The 23,646-nt window shown below is 69.7% G+C and carries 25 protein-coding genes, 2 pseudogenes and 1 riboswitch; of the genes and pseudogenes, 10 read left to right on the top strand and 17 right to left on the bottom strand.

All coding sequences use genetic code 11. The annotated features are described in order from the left end of the window. Positions 1 to 5: 5 nt before the first annotated feature. The 4 genes from ACFXJ8_RS24020 to ACFXJ8_RS24005 all read right to left on the bottom strand — a co-directional run bounded on the left by ACFXJ8_RS24020 (position 6) and on the right by ACFXJ8_RS24005 (position 2,205). A complete protein-coding gene (locus ACFXJ8_RS24020) occupies positions 6 to 326 on the bottom strand; it encodes a hypothetical protein (RefSeq protein ID WP_379646171.1) in 321 nt (106 codons plus the stop codon). After that, positions 323 to 688, bottom strand: a complete 366-nt coding sequence (locus ACFXJ8_RS24015; RefSeq protein WP_379646170.1) for a hypothetical protein — start codon at positions 686 to 688, stop codon at positions 323 to 325. Before ACFXJ8_RS24015 ends, ACFXJ8_RS24020 begins: the two co-directional genes overlap by 4 nt. A gap of 150 nt (positions 689 to 838) precedes the next feature. Beyond that, a complete protein-coding gene (locus ACFXJ8_RS24010) occupies positions 839 to 1,918 on the bottom strand; it encodes a C45 family autoproteolytic acyltransferase/hydolase (RefSeq protein WP_379646169.1) in 1,080 nt (359 codons plus the stop codon). Positions 1,919 to 1,926: 8 nt separating this feature from the next. Continuing rightward, the gene (locus ACFXJ8_RS24005; RefSeq protein ID WP_379646168.1) at positions 1,927 to 2,205 is read right to left on the bottom strand and encodes an amidohydrolase family protein; all 279 of its coding nucleotides are present in this window, start codon (positions 2,203 to 2,205) and stop codon (positions 1,927 to 1,929) included. Between ACFXJ8_RS24005 and ACFXJ8_RS24000 the strand changes: the two genes are divergently transcribed. Next, positions 2,142 to 2,429 (top strand): hypothetical protein, encoded by a 288-nt coding sequence (locus ACFXJ8_RS24000; RefSeq protein WP_379646262.1) that lies wholly within the window; start codon positions 2,142 to 2,144, stop codon positions 2,427 to 2,429. The two genes, ACFXJ8_RS24005 and ACFXJ8_RS24000, sit on opposite strands and share 64 nt — an antisense overlap. Here ACFXJ8_RS24000 and ACFXJ8_RS23995 read toward each other — a convergent pair. The 5 genes from ACFXJ8_RS23995 to ACFXJ8_RS23975 are packed head-to-tail and all read right to left on the bottom strand — an operon-like array spanning position 2,404 to position 7,579. Beyond that, the gene (locus ACFXJ8_RS23995; protein ID WP_379646167.1) at positions 2,404 to 3,918 is read right to left on the bottom strand and encodes a long-chain fatty acid--CoA ligase; all 1,515 of its coding nucleotides are present in this window, start codon (positions 3,916 to 3,918) and stop codon (positions 2,404 to 2,406) included. The genes ACFXJ8_RS24000 and ACFXJ8_RS23995 overlap by 26 nt on opposite strands. A gap of 12 nt (positions 3,919 to 3,930) precedes the next feature. Then, on the bottom strand, positions 3,931 to 5,286 hold the full coding sequence (locus ACFXJ8_RS23990; protein ID WP_379646166.1) for an MFS transporter: 1,356 nt from the start codon (positions 5,284 to 5,286) through the stop codon (positions 3,931 to 3,933). Between the two features lie 42 nt (positions 5,287 to 5,328). Further along, positions 5,329 to 5,787 carry a MaoC family dehydratase gene (locus ACFXJ8_RS23985; RefSeq protein ID WP_379646165.1) on the bottom strand — a complete coding sequence of 153 codons (459 nt, stop codon included), beginning with the start codon at positions 5,785 to 5,787 and terminating at the stop codon, positions 5,329 to 5,331. Continuing rightward, positions 5,784 to 6,668: an amidohydrolase family protein gene (locus tag ACFXJ8_RS23980; protein WP_379646164.1), complete on the bottom strand. Its 885-nt coding sequence runs from the start codon at positions 6,666 to 6,668 to the stop codon at positions 5,784 to 5,786. The genes ACFXJ8_RS23985 and ACFXJ8_RS23980 overlap by 4 nt, the downstream gene beginning before the upstream one ends. Next, positions 6,665 to 7,579 (bottom strand): SDR family NAD(P)-dependent oxidoreductase, encoded by a 915-nt coding sequence (locus ACFXJ8_RS23975; RefSeq protein ID WP_379646163.1) that lies wholly within the window; start codon positions 7,577 to 7,579, stop codon positions 6,665 to 6,667. The genes ACFXJ8_RS23980 and ACFXJ8_RS23975 overlap by 4 nt, the downstream gene beginning before the upstream one ends. A gap of 84 nt (positions 7,580 to 7,663) precedes the next feature. Between ACFXJ8_RS23975 and ACFXJ8_RS23970 the strand changes: the two genes are divergently transcribed. Beyond that, the gene (locus tag ACFXJ8_RS23970) at positions 7,664 to 8,488 is read left to right on the top strand and encodes a PaaX family transcriptional regulator C-terminal domain-containing protein (RefSeq protein ID WP_379646162.1); all 825 of its coding nucleotides are present in this window, start codon (positions 7,664 to 7,666) and stop codon (positions 8,486 to 8,488) included. On the opposite strand, the gene ACFXJ8_RS23965 is transcribed toward ACFXJ8_RS23970, so the two are convergent. After that, entirely contained in the window at positions 8,478 to 9,482 is a 1,005-nt protein-coding gene (locus tag ACFXJ8_RS23965) for an amidase family protein (protein WP_379646161.1), read from the bottom strand. The two genes, ACFXJ8_RS23970 and ACFXJ8_RS23965, sit on opposite strands and share 11 nt — an antisense overlap. 119 nt (positions 9,483 to 9,601) lie before the next feature. On the opposite strand from ACFXJ8_RS23965, the gene ACFXJ8_RS23960 reads away from it, so the two are divergent. Next, positions 9,602 to 10,063 (top strand): DUF3237 domain-containing protein, encoded by a 462-nt coding sequence (locus tag ACFXJ8_RS23960; protein WP_379646160.1) that lies wholly within the window; start codon positions 9,602 to 9,604, stop codon positions 10,061 to 10,063. Positions 10,064 to 10,552: 489 nt separating this feature from the next. Here ACFXJ8_RS23960 and ACFXJ8_RS23955 read toward each other — a convergent pair whose 3' ends face one another. Beyond that, positions 10,553 to 11,227, bottom strand: a complete 675-nt coding sequence (locus ACFXJ8_RS23955) for a glycoside hydrolase family 25 protein (RefSeq protein WP_379646159.1) — start codon at positions 11,225 to 11,227, stop codon at positions 10,553 to 10,555. Positions 11,228 to 11,252: 25 nt separating this feature from the next. After that, positions 11,253 to 11,415: riboswitch (cyclic di-AMP (ydaO/yuaA leader) on the bottom strand. A gap of 468 nt (positions 11,416 to 11,883) precedes the next feature. On the opposite strand from ACFXJ8_RS23955, the gene ACFXJ8_RS23950 reads away from it, so the two are divergent. From ACFXJ8_RS23950 to ACFXJ8_RS23925, 6 genes are all read left to right on the top strand, one after another. Beyond that, the gene (locus tag ACFXJ8_RS23950) at positions 11,884 to 12,138 is read left to right on the top strand and encodes a hypothetical protein (RefSeq protein ID WP_379646158.1); all 255 of its coding nucleotides are present in this window, start codon (positions 11,884 to 11,886) and stop codon (positions 12,136 to 12,138) included. A 169-nt stretch (positions 12,139 to 12,307) separates the two neighbouring features. Beyond that, complete coding sequence (locus ACFXJ8_RS23945; RefSeq protein WP_379646157.1) at positions 12,308 to 12,676, top strand: DUF4279 domain-containing protein; 369 nt, start codon at positions 12,308 to 12,310, stop codon at positions 12,674 to 12,676. Between the two features lie 31 nt (positions 12,677 to 12,707). Next, on the top strand, positions 12,708 to 13,193 hold the full coding sequence (locus tag ACFXJ8_RS23940) for a hypothetical protein (protein WP_379646156.1): 486 nt from the start codon (positions 12,708 to 12,710) through the stop codon (positions 13,191 to 13,193). A 151-nt stretch (positions 13,194 to 13,344) separates the two neighbouring features. Then, the gene (locus ACFXJ8_RS23935; protein WP_379646155.1) at positions 13,345 to 13,899 is read left to right on the top strand and encodes a 2Fe-2S iron-sulfur cluster-binding protein; all 555 of its coding nucleotides are present in this window, start codon (positions 13,345 to 13,347) and stop codon (positions 13,897 to 13,899) included. After that, positions 13,896 to 14,891 (top strand): FAD binding domain-containing protein, encoded by a 996-nt coding sequence (locus ACFXJ8_RS23930; protein WP_379646154.1) that lies wholly within the window; start codon positions 13,896 to 13,898, stop codon positions 14,889 to 14,891. The genes ACFXJ8_RS23935 and ACFXJ8_RS23930 overlap by 4 nt, the downstream gene beginning before the upstream one ends. After that, positions 14,888 to 17,095, top strand: coding sequence for a xanthine dehydrogenase family protein molybdopterin-binding subunit (locus tag ACFXJ8_RS23925; RefSeq protein ID WP_379646153.1), 2,208 nt, complete (start codon positions 14,888 to 14,890; stop codon positions 17,093 to 17,095). Before ACFXJ8_RS23930 ends, ACFXJ8_RS23925 begins: the two co-directional genes overlap by 4 nt. 4 nt (positions 17,096 to 17,099) lie before the next feature. Here ACFXJ8_RS23925 and ACFXJ8_RS23920 read toward each other — a convergent pair whose 3' ends face one another. Beyond that, positions 17,100 to 18,149, bottom strand: coding sequence for an NAD(P)-dependent alcohol dehydrogenase (locus ACFXJ8_RS23920; protein WP_379646152.1), 1,050 nt, complete (start codon positions 18,147 to 18,149; stop codon positions 17,100 to 17,102). Between the two features lie 37 nt (positions 18,150 to 18,186). Continuing rightward, positions 18,187 to 19,098, bottom strand: coding sequence for an alpha/beta hydrolase (locus ACFXJ8_RS23915; protein WP_379646151.1), 912 nt, complete (start codon positions 19,096 to 19,098; stop codon positions 18,187 to 18,189). Positions 19,099 to 19,255: 157 nt separating this feature from the next. On the opposite strand from ACFXJ8_RS23915, the gene ACFXJ8_RS23910 reads away from it, so the two are divergent. Beyond that, positions 19,256 to 20,140 (top strand): helix-turn-helix domain-containing protein, encoded by an 885-nt coding sequence (locus ACFXJ8_RS23910; RefSeq protein ID WP_379646150.1) that lies wholly within the window; start codon positions 19,256 to 19,258, stop codon positions 20,138 to 20,140. A gap of 133 nt (positions 20,141 to 20,273) precedes the next feature. On the opposite strand, the gene ACFXJ8_RS23905 is transcribed toward ACFXJ8_RS23910, so the two are convergent. The 4 genes and pseudogenes from ACFXJ8_RS23905 to ACFXJ8_RS23890 form a co-directional block, all read right to left on the bottom strand. After that, positions 20,274 to 21,224 (bottom strand): hypothetical protein, encoded by a 951-nt coding sequence (locus tag ACFXJ8_RS23905; RefSeq protein ID WP_379646149.1) that lies wholly within the window; start codon positions 21,222 to 21,224, stop codon positions 20,274 to 20,276. A 105-nt stretch (positions 21,225 to 21,329) separates the two neighbouring features. Further along, positions 21,330 to 21,974: pseudogene (locus ACFXJ8_RS23900) on the bottom strand (RNA polymerase subunit sigma); the annotation flags it as partial. 90 nt (positions 21,975 to 22,064) lie between these two features. Further along, a pseudogene (locus ACFXJ8_RS23895) lies at positions 22,065 to 23,285 on the bottom strand (RNA polymerase sigma factor); the annotation flags it as partial. Further along, positions 23,285 to 23,599: a YciI family protein gene (locus ACFXJ8_RS23890; RefSeq protein ID WP_379646148.1), complete on the bottom strand. Its 315-nt coding sequence runs from the start codon at positions 23,597 to 23,599 to the stop codon at positions 23,285 to 23,287. The gene ACFXJ8_RS23890 and the pseudogene ACFXJ8_RS23895, both read right to left, overlap by 1 nt. Positions 23,600 to 23,646: the final 47 nt, after the last annotated feature.

Genomic DNA, 23,646 nt, shown 5'->3' with positions numbered 1-23,646 from the left:
CAAGCTCATGTCGGGACCGGTTCCCCCGGCGTGTTTTTCATGTTGACGTACTCGGTGTGCGTGTTCCGCTCGGCCATCACGACCTGACCGTCGCCTGCCTGACGCAGGTGCTTGCCGAGCCGCTCGCACGCGTCCAGCAGATCGCGCCGCAACGTCAGATAGGGAACGGAGAACTCCTCGTACGGCAACGGAGCCTCGTCGGTCCACTCGCTGCGCAGACCGGCGGCGAAGTCCGCGTGCTCATCCGCCAGCGCCCTGAAGGACCGTCCGGAGGACGACCGGCCGTCGGCGTCGATCGTCACGTGGTCGTGCGGCCCCCGGTTCACCGGCCTTCCACGCGGCCTTCCAAGCGGCGCAGCGTCTCGTCGAGGGATGAAGTCAACCGCTCGAAGTCGTGTTCGGCCCGAAGCTCCAGCTCGTCCAGGCGCCCCATCAGGGCCTCGGGATCCACCCCCTCCGGTGCGATCGGTTCCTCGCCGCCGTCGCCGATCTGGTCGAGGAGATCCCGCTGCGCCGCCCGTACGGCGAGGACGATCTGCTCGGCCAGGTCGTGCGAGCCCAGGCGCAGCACCCGGGGGTTGAGGTGCAGTGCCTCCAGCAGGCCGTCGTGGCCCACCTCCGCACTGACCAGCCCAGCCGCGGCCTCGCCGGCCCCGCGCATGTCGTCGTGCCCGCTGCGGTCAGCCACGCTCTCAGCGCCCCATCTATCCGATCACGGTAGAAGCTAGGACGATACCCGTGCCCGCGATGCCGGCGAAACGGATAAGCCGGATTCAGCGGGCTGAGCGGCGGGTGGCGCAGGTCTCGACCGCGGGCGGCCGATGCCTGCGCCGATCGGTCAGGCCGTCAGTGTCCGCCATGGCCGGTCACGCGCGTCGAGCGGCGAACCGTCGGCGACGCGCGCCGTACGGCCGGCGGGTTCGAGCATGATCGTGGCGAGGGTCGCCCATCGCTGACCTGGCGGCAACGTCATGTCCGGCACGCAGCACAGCTGCGGCTCACCAGGGTCGGAGTAGAGGAAGCCGAGCAGTTCCGCCGCGCTTCGCGGCTCGGGGCCACGCGCGAAGCGGGAGGCCACGAGGTCGTAACGGTCACCCGAATCCGGCTGGTAGAGCTCACTCTTCTCGCCCGCGCGGGGCTCGGGAGAGAGGAAGTGGTTGGTGCGGATGACGGTCCCGTCGACCGGCTCGACGACGAACACCCCGACAGGGGTGATGTCGGCGGTGACGGCCGTCTCGTGGTCGAAGAGGGTGAACGAGCTCGACGCGCTGATCGGCGCCGATCGCACGATGTCGAGCGCCTCCGCGACCGACCCGGCCTCTTCGAGCACGATCGCGGAGAGGAGATGCACCGGAACGCCGCCGACGCCGTCCTCGCGATGCCCGAGGATGTTGAAGTGCAGCGCGAGCCCGGCACTGTTGACGCCGACCTTGCCGAGGATGCCGTGCTCGGTGATCCCGACCACGTCGTGCCGGCCGCCGCGCACCTCGTGCGTGTGCCAGTACGGCGCGAGCTCCACGTGCCAGTCCCACGTCTGTACGCCGAAGGTGCGCGGGCCGCTCGCGTCCGCCCCGAGACGCCTGACGATGGTCGAGCACTCGCCAGGACGGCCCGCGGCGCTCTGCGCGAGGATTTCGGTGCGCGCGTTGAGCGCGTAGACGCGCCACGGGTCGACCCCGGCGCCCGCGGCGACGCCGTCCAGCTCCTCCCGCTGGCGAGGGCGGAACGCGCCGACCACGTCCGCCGTGCGGAGCGCGTCCTCGCGAACCCGATCCTCGGTCAGGCCCGCCATGGCGAAGAGCTCGAAGTAGAACGCGAGTCCGCCTGCGAGGGCGTCGCGGAGCTGCTCGCCGCGTTCCCTGCCGCGCTCGAAGGGCGCGGCCGCGCTCACGGCGATGTGGTGCCTTTCGGTGTTCATCTCTTCCTTCATAGTGCTTTTGTCGCGATGGTGTGCTGCACGCGGCCATCGACGACCGTGACGATCACGGGATTCACGGCCTGCCGCTCGGGGGTGAGCGTGAGCGGATTCTCCGCGAAGATCGTGAAGTCGGCCTCGCTGCCCGGCGTGATACGCCCGCGGGTTCCGGCCCGGCCGGCGGCGATGGCGGCGTGAGTGGTGAGCCCCTCGTAGGCCGAATTGGGTGTCGTCCGACGACGACGCCTCCACGAGAACCGTGCTGGAGCATTTCGCCTCCGCGGGCGCACGGGACATCGTGCTGGTGGCGGGCACCGATACCAACGGCTGGAACCTGGACTGCGAGGCCGCCTACCGGGGGTGGATGGCCGCGGCCGCGATCGACATGCATCCGGAACGGCTCGCCGAAGGCGCCGTCGACATGCTCCACGGCTTGATCCACAACACTCCGGTCGCCGAGCGTGTCCGGCTCCCGACGACCTTCATCGTCAGGGAGTCGACGGTGCCTCGGTGATGCCGCCTGCCGCCCGGGTGCGCAGGTCCGGCTTGCGGATCTTTCCGGAGCCGGTGTGCGGGAGGTCGTCGACGAGGTCGACGTAGCGGGGGATCTTGTACTTGGCCAGCCGGTCGAGGAGGAAGCCGCGCAGCTCGCCGCCGGTGACGTGCGTGTCAGGGCGGACGACGACGAAGGCGTGGCCGACCTCGCCCCACGTGTCGTCCGGCACGCCGACGACGGCGGCCTCGGCCACGGCGGGGTGCTCGGTGAGCACGCCTTCCACCTCGGCCGGGTAGACGTTCTCGCCGCCGGAAATGTACATGTCCTTCACCCGGTCCACGATGGAGAGGTAGCCCTCCTCGTCGCGGGTGGCGATGTCGCCGGAGCGGAACCAGCCGTCCTCGTGGATGGCGGCCCGGGTGGCTTGCGGGTTGTTCCAGTATCCGGGGGTGACGTTCGGGCCCTGGATCAGCACCTCGCCCGGCTCGTCAGGAGCGGTGTCGGTGAGGTCGGGCCGGACGACGCGGACGTTGGTGAAGAAGACGGGAACGCCGGCCGAGCCGGCCTTGCGGGTGCTCTGGGCGGGTTCGAGGAACGTGGCGCCCGGCGCGGTCTCGGTGAGGCCGTAGCCCTGGCAGAACACCAGGCCGCGCTCCTGGTAGGTGCGGATGAGCGAGGGCGGCACCGGCGCTCCTCCGGCCATCAGGCTGCGCAGGGACGACAGGTCGGCGCTCGGCCAGCGGGGCGAGCCGGCGAACGCGGCGAACATCGTGGTGACGCCGAACATCCACGTCACCCGGTGCTTCTCGATCAGGTCGTAGCAGCTGCCGACGTCCCAGGAGGGCATGACGACCGAGCAGCCGCCCTTGAGGAACGTCGGCAGCAGCGTCTGGTTGAGCGCGGCGACGTGGAAGAGCGGGGCGCTGACCAGCGTCACCTCGTCGCTGCGCAGGTCCACGCCGACGAGCAGGTTGTAGCAGTTCCAGACCAGGTTGCCGTGGGTGAGCATGGCGCCCTTGGGGCGTCCGGTGGTGCCGGAGGTGTAGAGGATCAGCGCCACGTCGTCGAGAGTCACCGGCACGTCGATCGGGGCGTCCGAGCCTTCGGCGAGCCACTCGTCGTACCGGTCCAGCGCGACGGTGGTCAACGACGGCATCTCCCCGACCGCGTCGGCGCACTCCGGGGCGTAGATCAGCACGCTCGCGCCGGAGTCGGCGAGCATGTAGGCGATCTCGGGGGCGGCCAGCCGGAAGTTGAGCGGGACGAAGACCCCGCCGAGCGTGTGGGTGGCGAACATGGTCTCGGCGAAGGCGACGTGGTTGGGGCCGAGGTAGGCGACCCGGTCGCCGGCCGCCACCCCGGCCCGCCGCAGCCGGGCGGCGAGCCTGCTCGTGCGCTCGTGGACCTCGGCGTAGGTGAGGGTCCGGTCGCGGAAGACGAACGCCGGGCGGCTCGGGGTCATCTGGGCCCGGCGGGCGGGCCAGCCGCCCAGTCCAGCGTTGCGCATGACGATCTCCTGTCAGGCTTTCGGGGTACGGCCGGCGGCGCTCGCGACCGCCGCGGAGCCCAGATCGGCGCGACTGGTCTCCCGCAGCGCCAGCGTGCACAGCACGGTCAGCAGGCAGCAGGCGGCGATGGTCGCGGAGACGACGCCGGTGCCGCCGCCCCCGCTCGCCGCCTGGACCTGGGCGAACAGCAACGGGCCGAGACCGGCGCCGAGGCCGGCGATCTGGTAGCCGAGGGAGGCGCCGGTGTAGCGGCTGCGGGTGGAGAACAGCTCGGCGTACAGGGCGGCCAGCGGGCCGTACATCATCGGGTGGATGATCGACTGGCCGAGGACGAGGGCGAGGGTGAGCAGGCCCACGCTGCCGCTGTCGGTGAGCGGGAAGATGAAGAAGGCGTAGACCGCCGCGGCCAGCGCGCCCGCCAGGACGATCGGCCGGCGGCCCACCCGGTCCGACAGCGCCGACCAGCCCAGGATCCCGGCGACCGCGATCGCGGAGGAGAGCGTCAGGCCGCCCAGCACCTGCTGCCGGGCGAAGCCGGCCTGCACGCCGTACGAGACGAGGAAGGTCGTGAGCGTGCCCTGCAGGACGAACGGCGACAGGCCCACGCCGATGCTCAGCAGAAGCGTCCTGGGGTGGTGGCGCAGCACGTCCAGCAGCGGCGCGGACCGGGGCTCGGGGGCCTGGCGGGCATTGGCGAAGACGGGGGTCTCCTCGACCCGCGCGCGGACGAACAGGCCGATGGCCAGCAGAACGACGCTGATCAGGAACGGGATGCGCCAGCCCCAGGAGAGGAACGCCTGCTCGTCCATGAGCGCGGCGCTGCCGTTGAGCGCCGCGGTCGACAGCAGCATGCCGAACGGCGCTCCGGCGTTGGTGAAGCTGGCCCACAGGCCGCGCCGTCCTGTGGCGTGTTCGGCCGACATGAGGACGGCGCCGCCCCACTCGCCGCCGACCGCGATGCCCTGGACGACGCGGAGGACGACGAGCGCGATGGGGGCCAGGCTGCCGACCTGCTCGTAGGTCGGCAGCAGGCCGATGAGGAAGCTGGCCGCACCCATCAGGACCATGGTCAGCACCAGCATGCGCTTACGGCCGAGCCGGTCGCCGAAGTGGCCGAAGATGATGCCGCCGAGGGGCCTGGCGAGGTAGCCGGTGGCGAAGGTGCCCAGGCTGGCGACGGTCGCGGCGAGCGGGTTGAGGTCGGCGAAGAAGATCTTGCCGAACACCAGGGCGGAGGCCGTGGCGTACAGCAGGAAGTCGTAGTACTCGATGACGCTGCCGAGGAAGCTGGAGGCGACGGCGCGGCGGAGCTGGACGGGGTTGGGCTGGACGGGGTTGGCGGAGGCGGGAGCCGACGAGGTGGACATGGCGGTTCCGTTCGTGGCGGTAGGGAGGTCTCCGGCTGGGGGTCAGGCGTAGTGGCGGTAGAGGGCGCGGGCGACGCAGGCGGGCTTGGCCGAGCCGTCGATCTCGACGGTGAAGTCCATGGCCATCTGGACTCCGTTCCCCGGCACGTCGTCGACGGAGACGACCCTGGCGGCCAGGCGGATCTTGCCGCCGACCTTGACCGGGCTGGGGAAGCGGACCTTGTCGAGGCCGTAGTTGATGCTCATCGTGACGCCGCGGACGTCGAGCAGCTCGGTGAACAGGGGGATGAGCAGCGACAGCGTGAGGTAGCCGTGGGCGATGGTGCCGCCGAACGGGCCGTCCTTGGCCTTCTCGGCGTCGGTGTGGATCCACTGGTGGTCGTCGGTGGCGTCGGCGAAGGTGTTCACCCGGTCCTGGGTGATCTCCAGCCAGCCGCTGTGGCCGAGGTCGCGGCCCGCCAGCGCCTTCAGCTCGTCCAGTCCGTTCGCGGTCGTGGTCATGGTTGCTTCTCCTTGGGGGTGAGGCCGAGCAGGCGGGCCGCGTTGTCTTTGAGGATCTTCGAGCGGACTTCCGGCTTGATGTCGAGCCGGTCGAAGTCGGCCAGCCAGCGGTCCGGGGTGATCACGGGGTAGTCGGAGCCGAACAGGACCTTGTCCTTGAGCAGGGTGTTGGCGTAGCGCACGAGCTGCGGCGGGAAGTACTTCGGCGACCAGCCGGACAGGTCGATGTGCACGGTCGGCTTGTGGGTGGCGACGGCCAGGGCCTCGTCCTGCCAGGGGAACGACGGGTGCGCCAGGATGATCTTCAGGTGGGGGAAGTCCACGGCCACGTCGTCGACCAGCATCGGGTTGGAGTGCTTGAGCCTGATCCCGCCGCCGCCCGGCACCCCGGCGCCGATGCCGGTCTGGCCGGTATGGAAGAGCGCGATCGCGCCGAGCTCCTCGATCACCTCGTAGAGCGGGTAGGCCATGCGGTCGTTGGGCGCGAAGTCCTGGATGCTGGGGTGGAACTTGAAGCCGCGCACGCCGTACTCCTCGACGAGGCGGCGGGCCTCGCGCACGCCCGCGCGGCCCTTCCACGGATCCACGCTGGCGAAGGGGATGAGCACATCGGGGTGCTCGGCGCAGTCGGCGGCGACCTCCTCGTTGGCGATGCGCCGGTGGCCGGTGGCGTGCTCGGCGTCGACCGTGAAGACCACCGCGGCCATCTTCCGCTCGCGGTAGTAGGCGGCCATCTCGTCGATCGTCGGCTGCCGGTGGGTCTGGCTCTTGAAGTACGTCTCGGAGGCGCCGAACAGCTCGGGGCTGAGCGAGCCGTGACCGTCCCTGGCGACCTCGGCGTGGGTGTGGACATCGATCGCGACCAGTTCGTCGATGTTCATCGAGACACCGGCGCCTTCGGGGCGGGGATGCCGTAGGTCTCCGGCTCGGCGCCCACGCCCGTGTGCCACGCCTGCGCGATGGCGTCGGCGCTCCAGCCGCCCTCGGCGTAGGCGACGGCCTTCTCGGCAGGGTGCGACCAGAGCGCGAGCTTGTCGCCGCCGATGCCGATGGCCTGCCCGGTGACCTCGGCGGCGGCGTCGGAGGCCAGGTAGACGATCAGACCGGCGACGTCCTCGACCGTGCCCAGGCCCTCGTCCCTGCGCAGCCAGCCGGGCAGCGGGGCGCCGGTGCGCTCGGCCTCCTCCAGGACGGGCGCGAAGGCGGGGATGGTCTTGGTCATCTCGGTCGCGGCCACCGGCACGACGGCGTTGACCGTGATGCCGGCGCGGGCCAGCTCCATCGCCCAGGTGCGGGTCATCGCCACGATGCCCGCCTTGGCCGCGGCGTAGTTGGTCTGGCCGAAGTTGCCGCGCTGTCCGGCGGGGGAGGAGACGAGGATCAGCCGCCCGCCGGTCGCCTGCTCGCGCATGCGCACCGCCGCGGCCCTGGCGCAGGTGAACGTGCCGCGCAGGTGCACCCCGATCACGGTGTCGAAGTCGTCGTCGGACATCTTCCACAGCACCCGGTCGCGCAGCACCCCCGCGTTGGTGACCATCGCATCCAGCCGGCCGAAGTGCGTCACGGCCGTGTCGACCAGGTGCTCGGCGACGTCGGCGGCGCCCACCGCCCCGGCCGCCGCGACGGCCCTGCCGCCGCGGGCGCCGATCGCGCCGGCCACCTCCTCCGCCGCCGCGGCGTCCACGTCGTTGACGACGACGGCGGTGCCCGCCGCGGCCAGCGCCTCGGCGTACGCACGGCCCAGTCCGCGGCCCGCGCCGGTCACCACGGCCACTTTCGCTGAGAGATCCATCTTCATCACCTTCACAATGTCGGGCAATCTTGTGACTTCCGTCGTAGTTTTGCCCAACAAACGCGATCCGTCTACCCTTCGTTCGTGACTTTCGGAGAGGGCGAACCGGCCACGCGTCCCCAGTCGTTGATGTTCAGCTTCCTCGGCATCTACGTGCTGGAGCGTGACGTCGCCGTCTACTCCGGCAGCGTCATCGACGTCTTCGCCCGCCTGGGCGTGACCGAGGAGGCGGTGCGCTCGACGCTCACCCGCATGACCAAACGAGGGCTGCTGACCCGGCACCGCCAGGGCCGTAAGACCTACTTCGGGCTGACTCCCCACGCCGTCGACGTCCTGGAGGACGGCAGGCGGCGCGTCTGGGAGACCGGCGCCGTCAACCGCGACTGGGACGGCAGCTGGACACTGGTGGGCTTCTCCATGCCAGACAGCCGCCGCAGCACCCGCCACGACCTGCGCTCCCAGCTCGTCTGGGCCGGTTTCGGGCCCCTGCAGAGCGGGCTGTGGATCGCCCCCGGCGTCAAGGACGTGACCGGCATCGTCACGGAGCTGGGCCTGGACGACCACGTGACCGTGCTGGCCGCCCGCGCGCTCAAGCCGACCGAATCAGCCGACCTCGTCCACGCCGCCTTCGACACCCAGCAGATCGCCGCGCGCTATCACGCCTTCCTCGACCGCTGGGACACCGCGAGCCCGCAGGCGGCGCTGCCCGACGACCTGGCCCGTCAGCTGCTGCTCCACACAGACTGGCTCCATCTCGTACGGCAGGACCCGCACCTGCCCGCCGAGCACCTGCCGGAGGACTGGCCGGCCATCAGGGCCGAACAGGTCTTCCACACCCTGGCCCGCGCCTACCAGGGCCCGGCGGGCGAGCTGGCCGCCAGGATCCTGGACGTCACGGTCACTGAATGACGGGGATGAGCCGGGGCGCCCGGTCCTCGATCGCCTGGGCGGCGTCGAGGATGACGTCCTCGGCGAAGCGACCGCCGATGAGCTGCACGGCGGCCGGAAGGCCGTCGGCCAGGCCCGTGGGCACCGAGACCGCGGGGAAGCCCAGCACCGGCACGGAGGTCATCGGCCACTGCGCCGCGAACAGGCCGCGGGCGCGGGCCGGGTCGAGGATGTCCGCGTCGTGCTCGAAGGGCGGCTCGGCGGAGACCGGGGTCAGCAGGATGGTCGACGTGCCGAGTAGTTCCTGGAGTTGGGTGATCAGCGTCGCGCGGCGCGCCCACCCCTGGATGTAAGCCGAAATATCGGGGTTTGGGCCCCAGGGTTCGGCGGAGGCCTCGTACATGTGGGTCAGGTTGACCCGGGTCGCCTCGTCGCCCAGCTCCCGCATGCTCGCCACCATGGGCCGCAGGTCCTCGGCCAGCAGCAGCGACCACAGCCGCGCCGCCTCGCCGAGCAGCGGCAGCTCCAGCTCCTCCACCTCGTAGCCCGCCTCGCCGAGCCAGCGCGCCGCGGTGTCCAGCGCGTCGTCGACCGACGGGTGCGGCTTGGCCAGGCCCACGTCGCGCACCAGCCCGACGCGGATCGGCCCCTGCTGCGGCCCGGCCCGGTGCACGGCGGGAATGCCGAACGGGTCGCGCAGGTCGGGGCTCGCCATCGCGTACAGAGCGGTGCGGGCATCGGCCACGGTCCTGGCCAGCGGGCCCTGCACGGACCAGAGCTGGAAGGTGAGCGGCCCCTCGAGCTCGGGCTCGCCCGGCGTCACCCAGCTGGAGACCAGTCCGACCGTCGGACGGATGCCGACCACGCCGCAGCAGGCGGCGGGATAGCGGATGGAGCCGGCGATGTCGTTGCCCTGCCCGATCACTACGTTTCCGAATGCCCGCCCGGAGCCGACCCGTGGGCCGCACTGCCCGGTGAGCCGTCCACCCGGGCAGTCACCCTCGGTGGCGCCCACCCCTCCCGTTTGCGCATCGGCCGGTCGTTGTGACCACCTCCCCTGCGCATCGGCCGGTCGTTGTGACCACCTCCCCTGCGCATCGGCCGATCGCTGTGACCACCTCCAAGGAGCAGACCATGTCGTTCACCCCCGCCCTCACCTTCGCCTTCGAGATCCGCGCCCACCTCGCACCCACCCTGCACGTCGGGCACGGAGACGGCGAGCAGACCGCGTTCACCCCGATCACCGGCGGCACGGTCGACGGGTCGCTGCTGCGCGGCACCGTCCTGCCCGGCGGTGGCGACTGGTCGAACATGCGCGGACGCATCTGCGAACTCGATGCCCGCTACCTCCTCCAGGCGGAGGACGGCGCGGTCATCGACATCGTTAACCGGGGGTACTACCACGAGGGCGGCCAGAGCCCCGACCAGTTCGACGGCGACCTCCAGGTGGCCTCGGCCGGCGTCTACTACCGCACGTCGCCGACCTTCCGCACCGACGCACCGGCCCACCGCTGGCTCGCCGAGACCGTGTTCGTCGGGCTGGCCCGCGAGGCGAGCGAGGACGTGGTGGCGATCCGCATGTACGCCCTGACCTGAGCCCCCCGCCCTGGGGCGCGGCGTCGATCTCGCGGTCACGGACGTGGTCCCAGGTTGCGGCGTCGGTCTCGCGGTCTCGCGGTCTCGCGGTCTCGCGGTCTCGCGGTCTCGCGGTCACACGGACTCGCGGTCACGCGGTCCCAGGTCGCGGCGTCGGACTCGCGGTCACACGGTCTCGCGGTCTCGCGGGCTCGCCGTGCCGCGCCGGGGTGGGCGCCGCGGCCCCCTCTGGAGCACATCCCGGAGGGCCGTCGCCGGTTCACCGCGCGGTAATGGGGGACGTCGCGGGGGAACACCGCCCGGGGGGACGAGGGGATGCGGGGCCGCGGCCAGTGCGGTGGTCGCGGCCCCGCCGTGCGGGGGTGTTCCCTCCACGACCCATCGTAGGAATGGCGATATGTCGCGACATCGGGTGATTGGTGGGCTTGTCGGGATCGAAAAGCTGAGGGCCGGGTCAACCGATCGGTTGACCCGGCCCTCACCTCCGACCTAGGCCCGCTTGTGGAAGCCCAGATCGCGCAGCCCCATGGGGGAGAGGCTGGCGACGTTGTGGTCGTGATCCGTGGACGCGTACTGGTGGATCGCCCACTCCTTCCATGGCTTCGGCGCGCTGACCTCGCCCTTCGCCTTGCCGTAGTGGGCGACCCAGAGCGGGTAGTCGCCCAGCCCGTCGCCGTGCCGCTGGGCGAACGACCACGAACTGTAGAAGATCGGCTTGACCCCGGTCGCGGCCCTGACGCGCTCCAGCCACCGCTTGGCCCAGGCGTTGACCTCCTTGGCCGAACGCCCGTCGGTCACCTCCAGGTCCAGGATGAGCAGGTCGCCGTTATCCAGCCCCTGCTTCTTGACGACGTCGAGGAACCGGTCGGCCTGCCGTACCGGATCGGCGCCGGGACGGCCGAAGTGGTAGGCGCCGCGAACGAGCCCGTTCTTCTTGATCTCGGCCCAGTTGCGGGCGAACGTGGCGTCGGCGAACGAGGTGCCCTCGCTGGCCTTGGCGATGCCGAACGACAGCCCGTCGGCACCCCAGTCGAAGCCCTGGTCGTGGTTGGAGACGTCCACGCCGTACGGCTTGGTTTCGGCGGTGGCCATGGCGGGGGTGGCCCAGACCAGCGCCGCTGCCGCGACGCACGCGCCTACCAGCCGGGCTTTCTTGTGCGGCATTGTGAACAGCTTGTACAAGAGGTGGGTCCTCTCCTTGGGACGCCTACCGGGTTAGCTGACGGGTTCGGGCCAGGAGATGCCCTACCGCTGGATTTCGAGCAGGCCGCACTCTGCTCGGGGTCGCGGATTCACCCCAGAAGGCTGGGTCCCCGGCTCCCCGCTGGGCGGGAACTCGGCGGCCGGTGGCAGCCCTCCCAGTGAAGGCCGATAACCATCCGGTAACGCCGGACCCTAATAAAGGACCGCTCAAAAAGCAAAATCCGGATAAGTAAAACGGCCACGGATCGCCAAGCCCGCCGTACATGGGCCTCCATGGCCAGGGCGACCTCGTCGGGCCGCCTCCGGCCCCGCCCGCAGTGGGTGCCGCACGGCGTCGAACCGGACGCACGGCCCCCCTTCGAGTGGGCGCGTGGCCGAAGAACACGGTGCGCTCCTGCGAGCCGCGGTGGTCGCCACTCATGGTCAGGCTGCCGACGCGGACAGTGGTACCTCGGCTACCCGGGCTCGCGCGGAGAGGTAGTTGTTGACGGTGCGGGGCCTACTTCCTGGGGGAGATGGTGGTCGGCCTCGAGCGAGGACAGGTCATACCTTGTAGATCCGGATGAGAGTAGAGATCGGTGTCCCACCGAATCCGTCCTGCCGCCAGAGGAGCGAATGTGACCTTGAACGCGGAGACTGTGACCGCTGTCGACGAGTACTTCTCCCGGTACGGAAGACGGCGTCACAGACTGGCGCGCCTGCATCGCGGCATGGTGGAGTTCATGGTCGCCGAGTACGGGACAGAAGTCCTGGACCGGCTAGAGCTGGACTACCAGTGCACATGCTGCGATGAGGAACAGGACCGTGTGGAGCGGCTGTCGCGGATGAAATCCACGTACAGGGAGCGGAGGAACGCCCGTCGAGGAGCTTAAGCCGTAGAACGGCATGGAGTTCGGCTCGCCTGACGACCGGTACACGGCGCCACAGGCTCTGCGTCTAACGGACAGTGGGGCCCGCACGTTGTACGGGCCATGGTTGAACTCAGGAGGCAAGGCATAGCGTTCGGTTGTGCGAGTCGAACACAGCGCCACTCTCCGGATCATGAGCAACACGCTCACTACTGCTGAGATCTCAGAGGTTGTTGGCCTGCGGTCATCACCGGATACACGGCCCGGGGAGTGGATGCTTGACGCGTCCTCTGAGGGTGACAAGGCATCCTTGGACGATCAGATCATGGCAGTGATCGGCCCCGTGCTTGGAAGCGCAGACAGACTCTCCGCATTGACCAGGGATGGAGCCGAAGTCGAGCTTCACCTCACCAGGAGCCTGTTCGGGCTAGGCAACGGGGCCCTGTGCTTCATGCTGGACAGCCCAGTGATCAAATTCCTGGCGGACGTAGGCGCCTCAGTGTGGTTCGACGAGTACGACGAGATCACGTGGGGGCTCGACGACCGCACCCCGCCTGCCTGAGCACTCCTATAGGAGGCGGAATGATGGGGATGTGCCTGACCTGCTGTGGGATGACGTGAAGACCCTTTTCGATCCCGAGATCAACGGGGCGCTGCCCGATGTGGTGGTGGAAGGTACTTCGGTCGGCGACTGGCAAACAGTGCTCGATCTCATCAGGCTTCACGGCTGGAAGTACGCGTTCTCGCTGAGCGGTGAGCCGTCGGCGCTGCCGTCGGCCAACGAGATGGTCGCGGCCGCGTCTGCTGGCGAGACGCCAACGATAAAGGTCTGGCCGGTGCCGGAAATTCTCGTGATCTTCCGGGCGTACCAGGCTGAGTCCATCGACTTCGATGTTGATCTGCGAGAGTTACAAGGGCAGGAGCGGCTGAATGTCCTTGTGGACTTCTTGCGGGTGATTGGGCGGTGTCTCGGGAAGTCGGTGCTCATGAGCTCAGAGGGCTTCAAAGGGCACCCAGATCTTGGATTCGATGTCGACGCTGACCGCGTGGTGCTGATGGTTGATCCACGCGCGTCTTGAGCCAGGGGGCTGACACGAATCATTGACACCCGGTCACCGAGCCGGGTTAGTGTCGATTGAGGGGATGCAGGGCAGGTCTGCCCCGGCTACCGACCCGAGGCAGGCGTGACGCGGGCATTCGCGGAGCGAGCCTGGAGCCGAGGGGGAATGCATGGACACTCACGAGACCGTCGTAGAGGAGCGCACCGAGCTGTCCGTCACGCTCCAGGTCAACGGCATCCCTCACGAGTTGCGGATCGAGCCGCGCGTCTCGCTGCTCGACGCGTTGCGCGAGCGCCTCGCTCTGACCGGCACCAAGAAGGGCTGCAACCAGGGCGCGTGCGGTGCGTGCACCGTGCTGGTCGACGGCCACCGCATCATCTCGTGCCTCGCCCTGGCGGTGCAGTACGAGGGCCGTGAGATCACCACGATCGAGGGGCTGGCGGAGGACGGGGAGCTGCACCCGCTTCAGGCCGCGTTCGTGAGCGACGACGGCTTCCAGTGCGGGTACTGCACGCCGGGGCAGATCTGTTCGGCGATCGGGATGGTCAACGAGTTCAAGGACGGCCTGCCGAGCGCGGTGACGCATGACATGACGGCGCGGCACATCGACTTCTCCGAGGAGGAGATCAAGGAGCGGATGAGCGGAAACCTCTGCCGTTGCGGGGCGTACGTCGGGATCTGCGAGGCGGTTCGCGAGACCTTCGCCGACGAGGTGACCCGATGAGGAACTTCACCTACACCCGAGCAGACGACGTACAGACCGCCATCCAGCTCATGTCGCGGCAACCACGGGCGAAGTACCTCGGTGGCGGCACCAACCTGGTCGACCTGATGCGCGAGAACATCGAGCAGCCCGACGCGGTCATCGACGTCACCGCACTGCCTCTCGACCGCGTCGAGGAGCTCCCTGACGGAGGGCTGTCGATCGGCTCGATGGTGCGCAACACCGCGCTCGCCAACCACCCGCTGGTCCGCGAGCGCTACCCGTTCCTGTCCCAGTCGGTGCTGTTCGGGGCCTCGGGTCAGATCCGCAACATGGCCACCGTGGGCGGCAACCTGCTGCAACGCACCCGGTGCCCCTACTTCTACGATCTGGCCGCGCGGTGCAACAAGCGGACGCCCGGCGCAGGCTGCGACGCCATCGACGGCTTCAACCGCGACCACGCGATCCTCGGCGCCTCCGAGTTCTGCATCGCCACGCATCCTTCCGACATGTGCGTCGCGCTGGCCGCGCTCGACGCCACCGTGCAGGTCGAAGGGCCCGAAGGCGGCCGGGCGATTCCGTTCACCGACTTCCACCGGCTCCCCGGCGACACGCCACAGATCGAGACCGAGCTACGACCCGACGAGCTGATCACCTCGGTCGAGCTCCCTGCCCTGCCGTTCGCCGTCAATTCGGTGTACCGCAAGGTGCGCGACCGGCGCAGTTACGCCTTCGCGCTGGTCAGCGTGGCCGCTGCCGTACAGGCCGATGATGACCGGATCACCGATGTACGGCTGGCCCTGGGCGGTGTGGCGCACAAGCCGTGGCGCGCCTACGCCGCCGAAGAGGTCATGCGCGGCGCCCCGGCCACCGCCGAGACCTTCCAGAGGGCGGCAGCCGCCGAGCTCGCCGACGCCCGGGGCTTCGCCGGGAACGCCTTCAAGATCGAACTCGCGAGGCGCACGATCGTCGGTGTGATGCTCGACCTGTTCGAGCGGGGAGAGGCGCGATGAAGTACGTCGGCCAACCGCTCGACCGCGTCGACGGACCCGCGAAAGTCAAAGGTGAAGCCCGGTTCGCGGCGGAGTACGACCTCGACAACCTCGCCCACGCGAGGCTGGTCTGCAGCACGATCGCCAAGGGACGGATCACGGCGATCGACGTCTCCGAGGCGGAGAACGCGCCGGGAGTGATCGCCGTCATCACGTACGAGAACAACCCCAGACTGGAGAGACCGCCGCTCCTGGACCTCCAGCACATCGAAGGAGGATTGGCGGGAAGCGACCTACCCGTGATGCAGGATCCCGACGTCCACTGGAACGGGGAGCCCGTGGCGGTGGTCGTCGCCGAAACGCTCGAGCAGGCCGAACACGCGTCGTGGCTCGTTCGCGTTCACTACGACGTGGAGCCGCCGACCGTGTCGTTCGACGCGGTGAAGGCCGACGCGTTCGTGCCGCCTGACGTCCTCGGTGAACCGTCGGAAATCACGGTCGGCGACGCCGCGAAGGCGCTTTCCGAGGCGGCGTTCAAGGTCGACAACGTCTACGGGACGCCGCCGCACAGCCAGGGCGCCCTCGAACCGCACGCGACGGTCGCCGCCTGGGACGACGACGGCACCCTGACGGTCTTCGACGCGACCCAGTTCGTCAGCGGCTGCAAGAACGTGCTCGCGAGGATGTTCGGCCTCGCCCCGGAACGGGTTCGCGTGCTGGCGCCGTTCGTCGGTGGCGCGTTCGGCAGCAAGTGGGCGGTGTGGAGCCACACGCCGCTGTGCGCCGCCGCCGCGAAGGTGGTCGGCCGCCCGGTGAAGCTCGTCCTCTCGCGGGAGGAGGTGTTCCGCATCGTCGGCGGTCGCACACCGTCCGAACAGCGGGTCGCGCTGGGAGCGAACGAGGACGGAAGGTTCACCGCGCTCATCCACACCGGCACGACCGCGACCACCCCGAGCGCACGGTACCCCGAGCAGTTCTCGCTCACTCCCCGGCACCTGTGGGGGGCGGCGAACCTGACAGCCGGTCAGAAGGTGGTCGACCTCGACACGGTCGCCAACAGCTGGATGCGCGCGCCGGGCGAGTCGATCGCCACGTTCGCGTTGGAGTCGGCCATCGACGAGCTCGCGCACGAGCTGAAGATGGACCCGATCGAGCTCAGGCGGAGGAACGAGCCCGACAAGGACCCGACCACGAAGCAGGAGTTCTCGACCCGCAACCTGATCGAGGCCTACGAGCGTGGCGCGGAGCGGTTCGGGTGGAGCGCACGCGATCCCGAGCCGCGCTCGCGACGAGACGGGGTCTGGCTCGTCGGGCAAGGGGTCGCGACGGCCTACTACCCGGTCTTCCGCTTCCCCGCGACTGTTCGCGTGCGCATCTCGGCCGACGGCACGGCGCTGGTCCAGACGGCGGCCAACGAGATGGGTATGGGGACCGCCACCGCGCAGCTCCAGCATGCCGCCGACCGCCTCGGCCTGCCGATCGGCAGGGTGTCGTTCGAGTACGGCGACTCGTCACTGCCCGGCGGGGCGCTGTCGGCCGGCGGTTCGAGCCAGACGGCGAGCGCGGCGGCGGCGGTGCAGACCGGGGTCGAGAAGGCGCACCGTGAGCTGCTCAAGCTCGCAGGCGACGCTCTGGCTGGCGTGCCGTACGAGGACGTCGAAGCGCGGGACGGCGGCCTGTACCGTACCGACGACGGACGCGGCGAGCCGTACGAGGCCATCCTGCGGCGGGCCGGCAAGGACTTCGTCGAGGTCGAAACCGAAGGGTCGGCGCCGGAGGAGCTCATGAAGTACTCCATGGCCTCCTACGGCGCGCAGTTCTGCGAGGTCCGCGTCCACGAGCAGACCGGTGAGGTGCACGTGTCACGGTGGCTCGGCTCGTTCGACTGCGGCCGGATCGTCAATCCCAAGACGGCGATCAGCCAGTTCCGCAGCGGAATCATCATGGGCATCGGGGCGGCGCTCACGGAAGAGACGGTGTTCGACGACCGCACGGGGCGCATCGTGAACCGCTCGCTGGCGGGCTACCACTTCCCGGCGCACCTGGACGTGCCGGACATCGAGGTCATATACACCGACATCCCCGACGAGCACGCGCCCCTGGGCGCGCACGGCGTCGGGGAAATCGGGATCACCGGCGCCGCGGCAGCCGTCGCCAACGCCGTCTTCAACGCGACCGGCAAGCGCATCCGCGACCTGCCGATCACGCTGGACAAGCTGCTGTAAGGGATCAAAGGGTGGAGTTGTCGATCACGAATCGGTAGCGCACATCGCTGCGCAGGACACGCTCGTATGCGTCGTTGATCTGGTCGCCGCTGATGATCTCAACGTCGGCGCCGATGCCGTACTCCGCGCAGAAGTTGAGCATCTCCTGTGTCTCGGGAATGCCGCCGATGCCGGAGCCGGAGATCGACTTGCGGCCCATGATGAGCGAGAAGACGCCCAGCGAGATGGCTTCGTCGGGGATGCCGAGGTACACCAGCGTGCCGTCGGCGCGCAGCAAGGACAGGTAGGCGTCCACGTTCAGCGGCGCGGAAACCGTACACAGGATGAGATCGAAGGCGCCGTTCAGCGCCTCGAAGGTGCCGGGGTCGCTGGTGGCGTAGTAGTGATCCGCCCCCATCCGCAGCCCGTCGTCCTTCTTGCCCAAGGACTGGGAGAGCACGGTGACCTCGGCGCCGAGCGCGTGGGCGAGTTTGACGCCGAGGTGTCCGAGCCCGCCCATGCCGACGACAGCGATCTTCTTGCCGGGGCCGGCATGCCAGTGGCGCAGCGGGGAGTAGGTGGTGATGCCCGCGCACAGCAACGGGGCGGCCTGCTCCAGAGACAGGGCGTCGGGGATGCGCAGGACGAAGTGCTCGTCGACGACGATGTGGGTGGAGTAGCCGCCGTAGGTAGGCGCCCCGTCCGTGTATCTCTCGGTGTCGCCGTAGGTGCCGACGAGACCGCCGCCGGTGCAGTAGACCTCCAACCCCTTCTTGCAGTTCTCGCACTGCCGGCAGGAGCCGACCATGCAACCGACCCCGACGCGGTCGCCGACCTGGTACCTCGTCACGCCGGATCCGACCGCGGCGACCACACCGGCGATCTCGTGGCCGGGCACCATCGGGAACGTTCCACGGCCCCATTCGTCACGGGCCTGGTGGATGTCGGTGTGGCAGATGCCGGTGTACTTGATCTCGATCAGCACATCGTGCTCACCGACGGGCCGGCGCTCGATGGTGGTGCGCTCGAGCGGCGCTCGGGCTGACGGGGCTGCGTATGCCCTCACGTGACTCACGATGAAAAGATCCTTCCTGTGTACGGCGCCGCCCGCGTCAGCGGTCGAGGTTCTCCTTGAAGAACGGCGTGGCCTCCTCGACGGCGCGCTCGACGTACTTCGGCACGTCGTAGAAGTCCATGTGGGCGCCGCCCTCGACGATCACGAGCCGCTTGGGGCTGCGGACCTTGGCGTGCAGCTCGGTGGTGTGCCACAGCGACCCGGCCTCGCTGCCGGCCACCATGAGGATCGGCTGGGTGAGCAGGTCCTCGACCAGGTGGAAGGCGTCGAAGGCGAAGATCTTGGAGATGCTCCTGGTGAAGATCTTCTTGTTCTGCGCGTTCGGGTGCTGGGCGCGCGGAGTCAGGTAGTAGTCGTGCGCCTCGACCAGGTCGCGAGGGGTGTCCTCGTCGGGATCGACCGGAACGTAGGGGATGTAGGCGGTTTCGGCGCCCTTGGCCTCGGCGGTGCGCTGCCGGGCGGCGGCGTCGAGGGTCGGCACCGCGGCGGAGTCGGGGTCGGTGCCGTACCAGCCCTTGCGGTAGCCGCTGCCGATGTTGACGGCGCTGACGGTGGTGATGGCCTTGACGCGGTGGTCGGTCATGGTGGCGTTGACGGCGTAGCCGCCGCCGGCGCAGACGCCCAGGACGCCGATGCGCTCGGGGTCGACGAAGCCGAGCGTCTGCAGGTGGTCCACGGCGGCGCGGACATCCTCGACCCGGGCGGCCGGGTCCTCGAGGAAGTGCGGCTCGCCGCCGCTGTCGCCCTGGTGGGAGGCGTCGTAGGCGAGCGCCACGAAGCCCTGCTCGGCCAGCTTGCTCGCGTACAGGCCCGCCGTCTGCTCCTTCACGCCGCCGCCGGGGTGGACGGTGACGATCGCCGCGTAGCTGCCCCGGGGGTCGAAGTCCTTGGGCAGGTAGAGGTTGCCCGCCATGGTGATCGGGCCGTTGGGAAAGGTGATGGCTTCCACCGGATGCTCCTGGTGTTGTCGTCGTGATGGCACTCGACCGGTCGGTTCGAGCGACACCACCCAGCCTGAGGGCTCTCGGCCGCGCGTGGCAGAGCCTGGTTATCGGGGGTACCACCAGCCTCTGCCTCGCTCGGGGGAGCGTGCCTAACCTGGGATTATGGAAATCGCCAAGGACATCAAGGATTTCCTGACGACCCGCCGCGCGAAGATCACACCTGAGCAGATGGGGCTGCCGTCAGGAGCGCGTCGCCGGGTCCCCGGCCTGCGGCGTGAGGAGGTCGCGCTCCTTGCCGGGGTGAGCGCCGAGTACTACGTCCAGATCGAGCGCGGGCACGTCACGGGCGTGTCCGACGAGGTCCTGCACGCGATCGCCAGGGCTTTGCAGCTCAACGACGTGGAGACGACGCACCTGTTCGACCTGGCCCGAGCCGCCACCGTGAGGGAGGGCAGGAGGCCGGCGCGGGGCCGTACGGCCGGCCGGCAGGTTCCGCAGGGTGTGCAGGCGCTCATGGACGCGATGGTCACCGCGCCGGCGATCGTGCAGAACGGTCACCTCGACCTTCTCGGCGCCAACGCGCTGGGCCGAGCGCTCTACTCGGGCGTCTTCGAGCGAGCGTCCGGGCGGCCGAACCTGGCCAGGTTCGTCTTCCTCGACGACCGTGCCGCCGAGGTGTTCCCTGAGTGGGACAAGGCGGCCGATGTCGTCGCCGCGCTGCTGCATGTCGAAGCGGCGCGGTCGCCGTACTCCAAGGCGGTCACCCAGCTCATCGGCGACCTGGCCACCCGCAGCAAGGAGTTCAGGACCCGCTGGTCAGCCCACGACGTCCTGGCGCACCAGCGCGGCATCAAGCACTTCCGCCACCCCGTGGTCGGCGACCTGACCCTCCGCTTCGAGGCCCTCGAGATCGCCGGCGCCACCGGCCTCACCCTGATCGGCTACACCGCGGAACCGGGCTCCCCCTCCCATGAGGCTCTCCAACTGCTCGCCAGCTGGACCGCGACCGAGCGGGACGCCACCGCGCCGTCGCCTTCGACGGAGTAGACCGCCCTTTCTCCCCCTTGAGGGGGCGCGGTTCCCCCACGCGCGCGAGTCCCGTAAGGCATGGATTGAACGTGAGGACCGGGGCTGCCGTGCCGTACTGGGACTGACGGCTGTGGCCGTATCAGTCAGGTGGTTACGGTCGCCGCCTTCGGTGCGCCGCGCCTACGGCCAGCGTGGCCAGCGACATCAGGGCGACGAGCCCGCCGAGGGCCCACAGGGTCGGGCCGTCGGGGTGGATGAGCGCCTGGCCGCGCTGGGCCTGCCAGAGCAGCAGGCCGGTGAGCCCGGCGTAGCCGGCGGCGGCCAGGATCACCAGCGCGGTACGGGTCGCGGTGGCGGCCACGAACCGCCGCAGACCCACCGCGATCAGTGGCAGGACCTGCAGGGCGTGCAGCCCGACGAAGTGCGCGACCCGCAGATCCCCCGCGCCGGTCGACCACCCGGTCACGGGCATCCCGGCGCCGCCGTCGAGGGCGCCGACGCTGTGCGCGCCGATCGTCACCAGATCCATTCCGCCGGTCAGCGCTTGAGCCTGCTCCGGAGTCGGCGCCGTCATCAGGTAGCCGACCGACATGCCCGCCAGCGAGATGATCACTCCCAGCGGGATCGCCCAGGCCATCGCCTGATCCACCCGGCGCTGCACCACCAGGAAGACCCCCAGCGCGAGCGTCAGCGCCCAGCCCAGGTAGGCGGCCCCGCCCATGACCATGAAGACGGTCTCGTCCAGCGCGGTGGCGAAGTTGAAGTGGCTGCGCACCCCGCGCACCGCCTGGAAGGTGATGGCCGAGATCTCCGGGAGGACGAACCCGGCGACCGTGACGGTGCCCAGCCACCACAACGTCCGCCGCCACCGGCTCACGTTGCCGATCATCCACGCCAGCGTGATCGCGTACAGACCGAACGAGGCGGCGAATTTGAACGGCTTGAGCCACACTCCCTCGCCCATCACTGTTCGATCGTCGACCACCAGCCCGACCGCGCTGACCACGGCCAGCACCGCCATGGCAACCGCACACGCGGTGAGCGGGGCGTGCCACGCCTTCTGCCGTTCCTGCTGTTCCTGACGCTGAAGCAGCGCGACCATGATGTCTCCCTCTCATCGACCGGAGACAACTCTGCTGGTCAGGGGCGTGAGCCAACCAGAGACACGATCACCAGCTCGGCATGACCTCGTCACGAACAAGACATCTCAGCCGACAACGCCCGCCAGCTGGTGGAGGGTGTAGCCCGCGGCCTTCTTGAAGAGGTACTCGGCCCGTTCGTACGAAAGCCGTCCCCGTCCCGTGTCCGGGCACAGATCGGCGGGCTTGGGCATGCGGGCTGGGGCGGGTCTCCGGTCGGCCAGGAACAGGGGGCCGCGAGTCCGGCCCGCCACCAGCTCGGGCAGCAGGGCGGCGGTGCCGTACCCCCAGGAGATCCAGGTTGGCGCGGACCTGGTGGTGATCCGGCCGCGGCGGGCGGTCAGGTCGAGGTCCTCGATGTTGAGCGACAGGGCCGCCCTCGCGGACGTTCCCGACTCGTGCAGGAGCCGCCACAGCGTGCGCTCGCGCAGGGACGGGTGCCGCCACAGGGCCTCCAGGTCCGGCCCGTGAACGGCTGGGCGTCGTTCGCGGCTTTCCGGCTTCCGATCCAGCTCGGCCGACAGGTCCTCGACGGCGGCCCATGACGAGAACGAGCGTACGGCGGCGCGGTGCCGGTTCCAGGTCTTGGGCGCCGCCGTCCCCCAGGCGACGGCGAAGACCCTGGCCACCTCCCCGGCGGTCACGTGGGCCAGCGGGGTGCCGGGCCCGAGGTCCAGGCGCAGGCGGCGCAGGGTCTGGCCGTAGGAGCGGATCGTCTCGGCGTTCAGGTCGCCACGGGCCAGGAAGCCGTCCGCGGCCTCGCCCAGCGTGATGCCCGCCGCGGTGGAGCGCGTGCCGGTGGCGGCGCGGTTGAGGAGGAACGCGCGTTCCGCGGCGTTGCGGGTGAGCGCGGCGGCGCGTGCGAAGTCCTTGCTGGCCTCGTCGTGCCGGCCGAGCCTGGCCAGCAGGTCTCCGCGCACCACCGACAGCAGGTGGTAGTCCTTGAGAGCCGGATCGGCGGCGACCGTCTCGACGAGGTCCAGACCTGCCTGGGGGCCGTGGGCCAGGCCGAGGGCCACGGCCCGGTTGAGCTGGATCACCGGGGACGGCGTCAGCCGTACCAGCGCCTCGTAGAGCGTCGCGATCTGCGGCCAGTTCGTATCCTCGGCGGTCCTCGCCTGAGCATGGGATGCGGCGATCGCGGCCTGCAGCACGTAGGGGCCGAGCGGGCCGCCGGCCTCCCTCGCCCGTAGCATCGCCGCGAAACCGCGGGTGATCAGGAGCCGGTCCCAGAGCCCGCGATCCTGCTCGTGCAGCTGGATGGGCTCACCGGACGGCCCGGTGCGCGCGGCCGCGCGTGACGCCTGGATCTCCATCAAGGCGACCAGGCCGTGCACCTCGGCTTCGCGGGGCGCCAGCTCGGCCAGCAGCCTGCCCAGGCGTAGCGCCTCCAGGGCGAGCGACGGGCGCATCAGGTCGTCGCCGGAGGTCGCCGAGTAGCCCTCGTTGAAGATCAGGTAGATGACGTCGAGTACGGATGTCAGGCGGCCGGCGAGCTCCGGTCCCGACGGTAGTTCGAACGGGACCTCCTCCTTGGCGAGGGTGCGCTTGGCCTTGGCGATGCGCTGGGAGACGGTCTGCTCCGGCACCAGGAATGCCCGCGCGATCTCCAAAGCCCCCAGGCCGCCGAGCAGCCGGAGTGTCAGCGCGACCCGCTCCTCGGCGGGCAGCACCGGATGGCAGGAGATGAACATCAGGCGCAGCACGTCGTCGTCGAGTACGGGTTCCTGACGCTCCAGCGTCTCCAGCGTGCGGGCGATCTCCTCGTGCTTGCGCCCCATCCGGTCGTTGCGGCGGATGTGGTCGATCGCGCGACGCTTGGCCGCGGTCATGAGCCATGCGCCGGGGTTGTCAGGGACGCCCTGCTCGGGCCACTGCTCCAGCGCGGCCACCAGCGCGTCCTGGGCGAGCTCCTCGGCCAGACCGACGTCACGGACCATCCTGGTCAGGCCCGCGATGATCCGCGCGGACTCGAGCTTCCATACCGTGTTGACCGCCCCGTGGGCGTCCCGGGCACCGCTCATCAGTAGATCTGCTGCATCCGGCCCTCACCATCTCCGATGATCTCGAAGAAGCGTCGGGACAGCTCCAGCGCCTCCTCCTTGGACCCCACCTCGATCAGCGCGAACCCGCCCGCCATCTCCTTCGCCTCGGCGAAGGGCCCGTCGGTCACCGTGAGCTGGCCGCCGACGGACTTGAGCACGCTGCCTCCCAGCTCCATCCCACCGGTCGCCAGCAGCACCCCGGCCTGGGTCAGCTCCTGGATGAACGCGCCCATCTCGATCTGGAGCGCCTCGTCCGCCTTCTGCTCGCTCACGCTCGTCAACAGAAATCGCATGGGGCAACCTTAGCTTCCTGCGTTCCCTGTCACATCGCTTGGACGAC

It is taken from the genome of Nonomuraea sp. NPDC059194, assembly GCF_042754765.1.
GTDB lineage: Bacteria > Actinomycetota > Actinomycetes > Streptosporangiales > Streptosporangiaceae > Nonomuraea.
The sequence above is the reverse complement of the archived record's forward strand: the minus strand, read 5'-3'. Positions and strand labels throughout refer to the sequence as shown.

What these genes read in the sequence shown, in the direction of transcription:
- ACFXJ8_RS23980 (WP_379646164.1), bottom strand. Translation starts at nt 6,668, where the DNA reads ATGAACATCGACGAACTGGTCGCGATCGATGTCCACACCCACGCCGAG.
- ACFXJ8_RS23975 (WP_379646163.1), bottom strand. Translation starts at nt 7,579, where the DNA reads ATGGATCTCTCAGCGAAAGTGGCCGTGGTGACCGGCGCGGGCCGCGGA.
- ACFXJ8_RS23925 (WP_379646153.1), top strand. Translation starts at nt 14,888, where the DNA reads ATGAAGTACGTCGGCCAACCGCTCGACCGCGTCGACGGACCCGCGAAA.
- ACFXJ8_RS23955 (WP_379646159.1), bottom strand. Translation starts at nt 11,227, where the DNA reads ATGCCGCACAAGAAAGCCCGGCTGGTAGGCGCGTGCGTCGCGGCAGCG.
- ACFXJ8_RS23910 (WP_379646150.1), top strand. Translation starts at nt 19,256, where the DNA reads ATGGAAATCGCCAAGGACATCAAGGATTTCCTGACGACCCGCCGCGCG.
- ACFXJ8_RS23995 (WP_379646167.1), bottom strand. Translation starts at nt 3,918, where the DNA reads ATGCGCAACGCTGGACTGGGCGGCTGGCCCGCCCGCCGGGCCCAGATG.
- ACFXJ8_RS24010 (WP_379646169.1), bottom strand. Translation starts at nt 1,918, where the DNA reads ATGAACACCGAAAGGCACCACATCGCCGTGAGCGCGGCCGCGCCCTTC.
- ACFXJ8_RS23960 (WP_379646160.1), top strand. Translation starts at nt 9,602, where the DNA reads ATGTCGTTCACCCCCGCCCTCACCTTCGCCTTCGAGATCCGCGCCCAC.
- ACFXJ8_RS23930 (WP_379646154.1), top strand. Translation starts at nt 13,896, where the DNA reads ATGAGGAACTTCACCTACACCCGAGCAGACGACGTACAGACCGCCATC.
- ACFXJ8_RS23985 (WP_379646165.1), bottom strand. Translation starts at nt 5,787, where the DNA reads ATGACCACGACCGCGAACGGACTGGACGAGCTGAAGGCGCTGGCGGGC.
- ACFXJ8_RS23905 (WP_379646149.1), bottom strand. Translation starts at nt 21,224, where the DNA reads ATGGTCGCGCTGCTTCAGCGTCAGGAACAGCAGGAACGGCAGAAGGCG.
- ACFXJ8_RS23990 (WP_379646166.1), bottom strand. Translation starts at nt 5,286, where the DNA reads ATGTCCACCTCGTCGGCTCCCGCCTCCGCCAACCCCGTCCAGCCCAAC.
- ACFXJ8_RS23945 (WP_379646157.1), top strand. Translation starts at nt 12,308, where the DNA reads ATGAGCAACACGCTCACTACTGCTGAGATCTCAGAGGTTGTTGGCCTG.
- ACFXJ8_RS23890 (WP_379646148.1), bottom strand. Translation starts at nt 23,599, where the DNA reads ATGCGATTTCTGTTGACGAGCGTGAGCGAGCAGAAGGCGGACGAGGCG.
- ACFXJ8_RS23935 (WP_379646155.1), top strand. Translation starts at nt 13,345, where the DNA reads ATGGACACTCACGAGACCGTCGTAGAGGAGCGCACCGAGCTGTCCGTC.